Origin of the sequence: Collinsella aerofaciens (assembly GCF_040915545.1) — a bacterium.
Taxonomy (GTDB): domain Bacteria; phylum Actinomycetota; class Coriobacteriia; order Coriobacteriales; family Coriobacteriaceae; genus Collinsella; species Collinsella aerofaciens_BE.
Genome location: NZ_JBCPDH010000014.1, coordinates 1 through 3745, shown reverse-complemented (window position 1 = coordinate 3745; position 3745 = coordinate 1). Strand labels below are relative to the sequence as shown.

The window sequence follows — 3745 nt, the reverse complement described above, 5'->3', positions numbered from 1 at the left end:
AATCATTACAACGCCAGCGGGGCTTCGTTTTGAAAAAGCGCTACGAATATCTTCGTTATTCGATAGATAAAATGAGGGATCATAGACGGATGAATAATCAACTCCATTGATATTCGTAGCGTATCCCTCAATCTTTGAGCATCCGGTCCCATGCCTTCCTTCTGCTTTTCCAGCCGTGACGTAATGCTCATAGTACTTAACTAAATCAAAGCCAAAGGCAGCTCTTAAATCTGGATACTCATTAAAATAACTCTGTACGTCAAAAGTGGCAGAGCCGCGCCTACCTTCACTCATGCCATAGTTAATAAAATGGTCTAGAGCTAAATCACTATTTCCAGCCGTAGCTTTAGCAACATCGGGATAATGCGACAAATAGTAATTAGCATCGAATACGGAAGAATAATCGAGCCAAGTTGACTTAGGAAATTGCGCAATGATCGCATCGGCATCAGCTTCGCCAAGACGCCTGCAGCCCTCATCGCTAAAATAATTCAACACGTCCCCCGCATTAGAAATAAAGCCATGCTCGATTAGGATGCCGGGAATACCTTGTTCGCGGGCACAACGGATGACCGCAAACTCATCTCCAACTTCCATCTGGAATACACCGCGATAGCTGAGCCCCATAGAAGCGAGGTTGTTCATAACTTTATTCGCGAGCTCGACGGAAACTTGCGTGTAATCATATTCATTGGAAGTGGGGGCATATACCTCAGCGCCATGGGCAACAGGCGAACCGGAATTAATGTGGAAGCTAACAAAGGCCTGTGCACCTTGACTCACGCATCGTTGGACACGATAAAGGTAATCATTTCCGGAGTAGCCACCGCTTTGCTCGCGCGCAAGAACGACTTTAAAACCATACGCCTCAAGCTTATTCTTGCAAGCAGCAACAATCTTCCAAGTCAGATCCGCCTCACTCTTTCCATTTCCCTGCGCGCCGGGATCAGTGCCGCCATGGCCAGCATCAAGGGCAATTACCCGAACGTTTTTTCGAGCCGAGCGTGCAGCATAGGTAGAAATGCCGTCCGGTGAATCGGCACATTCCAACGCCTGCTTGATGGATTGGGCCTCAACAGCATTGCCTTCACCGTCTGCATAGTAAACGGAAGTGCCCTCGGAATTGGCAGAGCTCTCAACAACCGCAAAAGAATAATCCCTATCAGAGAGATCAATCTTATGTTCAGCATCGTCGCCCTGCAGAACATAGGTTATTGAAGTAAGAAAGTATGTATTGGGATCTAGCTTCGAGCCGAATGTAAATGCAGCAGAATTATCAGCCTGCGCGGAAGCGTCAACAGCTCCCTGAACTCCGTTGGCACTCACATAGTTTAGCGTTGCGGAGGCGATGGTATCGCTGTCATTAGGAGTTGCAAACGCGACGACTTGGTCAGCCCCACTGATAAGGTTCGGGTAGGCAAGATATATATATTGAAAAGAAGAATCAGTCGATTCGGCTTGCGGTTCAACCAAAGAAGCATCCACGCCGAAATCCTCATCAGCCGCCTCGTCAACATCCACCGGCAACGACTGCTCGACAGTCATCTCTCCGTCAGCAGCGCCCTCGTCACGTGAAGCCACACCACCGTCTGCGGACGCCGAATCTGATGTAATATTCACTGATTGTACGCTATTCGCAGCATAAGCAGCGGCTACAGGACTCATCACGGGTGAAATAGTCAAGAGAGCAGCTAAAGAAAGCGCTGTTGAGGCACGCAATGCCTTTTTCATATCGTATCCCCCATCACAAATAATGATACTAAGGTTAAATTATCTTACAATCTCTTCCGAATCGGAAGTCCAGTTATACAAGCGAATTGTTATAAAAGTATATGGTAACCTGCTCCTATTAAAAGAAGGCAGGCGTACTCAATGGCCTTTTTCGTTCTTCCATTGACGCAGCGTTAAACCATAAATTTTTAAATCAATAAGCAGCGCCCCAAACGACACAAGCACCAGTGACACGAAATTTTCCTGAAGCAGGCAATTCGTCGTAATTCGTTTAAGCACGCGGCCGCGAAATACAGCAAACTTAGCTCTAAAGCGAGAAGCACTCACTGTCAAAGGACAAATTTGGGCCCAGCCAAGGGTCGCCATCAAGGAAGAACTCTGGCCAGCGCTGCATGAACAGTACTTGCTCACGCTTCCAGCGACACATCTTTTCTTCGTTGGCCTCTTCCCTGCCGCGCGAGGTGAACTCGTAGTGGTACAGCTCAGCATAGGGCGTAAAGATGGTGCGGTAGCCCGCCTCCCACGCACGCAGGCAAAAGTCTGCATCGTTAAAACCGACGGCGAATTCCTCGTTATAGCCTCCGAACTGCTCAAATACGTCGCGTTGGACCATCTGGCAGGCGCCCGTCACGGCGCTGAAATTGCCCGGGCGCACAGCACGGGCAAGATAGCCCTCACGCTTTGCAAAAGGCATCTTTGTGGCCGCAAATTAAAAAACGCAATACCATGCCCATATCGATACGTCATATGCGGCCAGCGCATTCTATTGGTGTGGAAACCGGTTCGATTCCTTGATTTAAACCGAAGCCTCTACAGCAATTAATAACGCCTCCAACAACACCAGCACCAGAGGCATGCCAACCGAATCATCATCGACGGTCTCAGAAAACTTCGCAACGGTTACCGCGTCAGCCTTCGGCTCGATCGGCTTCTTAATAGCAGTCTCGGTGATAGTCGTCTTAGTTGCAACAACCGTGGGCGTTACCATGCCTATAACAGGCCTTGCGTGCCCACGACGCGCTTTCCAAGATGGTTGTCGACCAATCCGCTACAACCAGAGAACGCTGGTTCGGAATCTCAATCGTTCCATCACCTGCGTAGAGGGATCGTCGTCAAATCACGTATGCGGAAGAAAATGTCAAAAATCTTGGTTCTACGACAAAGCTTTATTTAACAAATCGTAAGGACCGACAAGACGCATGAAGAAACCAACCAAGAGCTTCCTGAGACCTTCCAGCATTAAGCAGGTCGCGAACACAACCGTTGGAACAAGAAGTACCTGCAATATTCCCAGCCCAACGCCTACACGCGTAAAGGGAAACAGCGAGCTCCAAAGCCAACTTTGAATGGGCCCATAGTCAGAAATAAGGTAAGTAGCAAAACAAAGTTTTGCGATAGCGTTAACGAAACGGGAGGAAAAATGCGGCATTTTTAATTCAATCAACAAGACCGAGATTGCTATAGCTAACGAAAAAATAGACGCCGGCGAACCGAAAAAACCGTTATACAAATTCGCAAAGGTCGAGCCCAGCAAGCCATCAAAATGGAATTGACCATAAAACGAGATTGCAACTCCAGCAAAGGAAGCAATGCAGCAAGCAACCAAGCGCCGTATATCCACTGTTGACAAATCTACAAACCAGCGAATATAGCAAACAAGAACACAAATTATAATAAAATCCACTAGTAGCCCGTCGATGGGAATCCAAAAGAGCGGCACATAGCGCAGGAATCCAAAGACAGAGACCAGAAAGACTATTAGATACAGATGTAGTTTCTTGCCCAACGCATGCAAAGCCGGAATTATAAAGGGCAGCAAAAATACAAGCCAAGCATAGACGGTCACAAACCACCAACTAGAACCAGTAAGAGTTGGTGCAAAAATATCTATCAAATTGGTTGGGCTTACTTGAATATCACCGCGAAGCATGAAGAAAGATCGCGTCGAAAATGTTGGTGTAAGGGTGACGCCCTAGCGCCCGTTTAACGAAGAACGGCCTTCGTCCTAGAATCT

The 3745-nt window shown here is 47.7% G+C and carries 4 protein-coding genes; all 4 read right to left on the bottom strand.

What is annotated here, in order from left to right:
* Window positions 1-1731 (bottom strand): N-acetylmuramoyl-L-alanine amidase family protein (locus AB5202_RS05860; RefSeq protein ID WP_368147491.1); only part of this gene is annotated, 1731 nt, incomplete at its 3' end.
* Between the two features lie 307 nt (window positions 1732-2038).
* Window positions 2039-2425, bottom strand: coding sequence for a glycosyltransferase family 2 protein (locus AB5202_RS05855; RefSeq protein ID WP_368143898.1), 387 nt, complete (start codon window positions 2423-2425; stop codon window positions 2039-2041).
* 102 nt (window positions 2426-2527) lie between these two features.
* The gene (locus tag AB5202_RS05850) at window positions 2528-2719 is read right to left on the bottom strand and encodes a hypothetical protein (protein WP_368143899.1); all 192 of its coding nucleotides are present in this window, start codon (window positions 2717-2719) and stop codon (window positions 2528-2530) included.
* Between the two features lie 165 nt (window positions 2720-2884).
* Window positions 2885-3661: an acyltransferase family protein gene (locus AB5202_RS05845; RefSeq protein ID WP_368143900.1), complete on the bottom strand. Its 777-nt coding sequence runs from the start codon at window positions 3659-3661 to the stop codon at window positions 2885-2887.
* Between the last annotated feature and the right edge of the window lie 84 nt (window positions 3662-3745).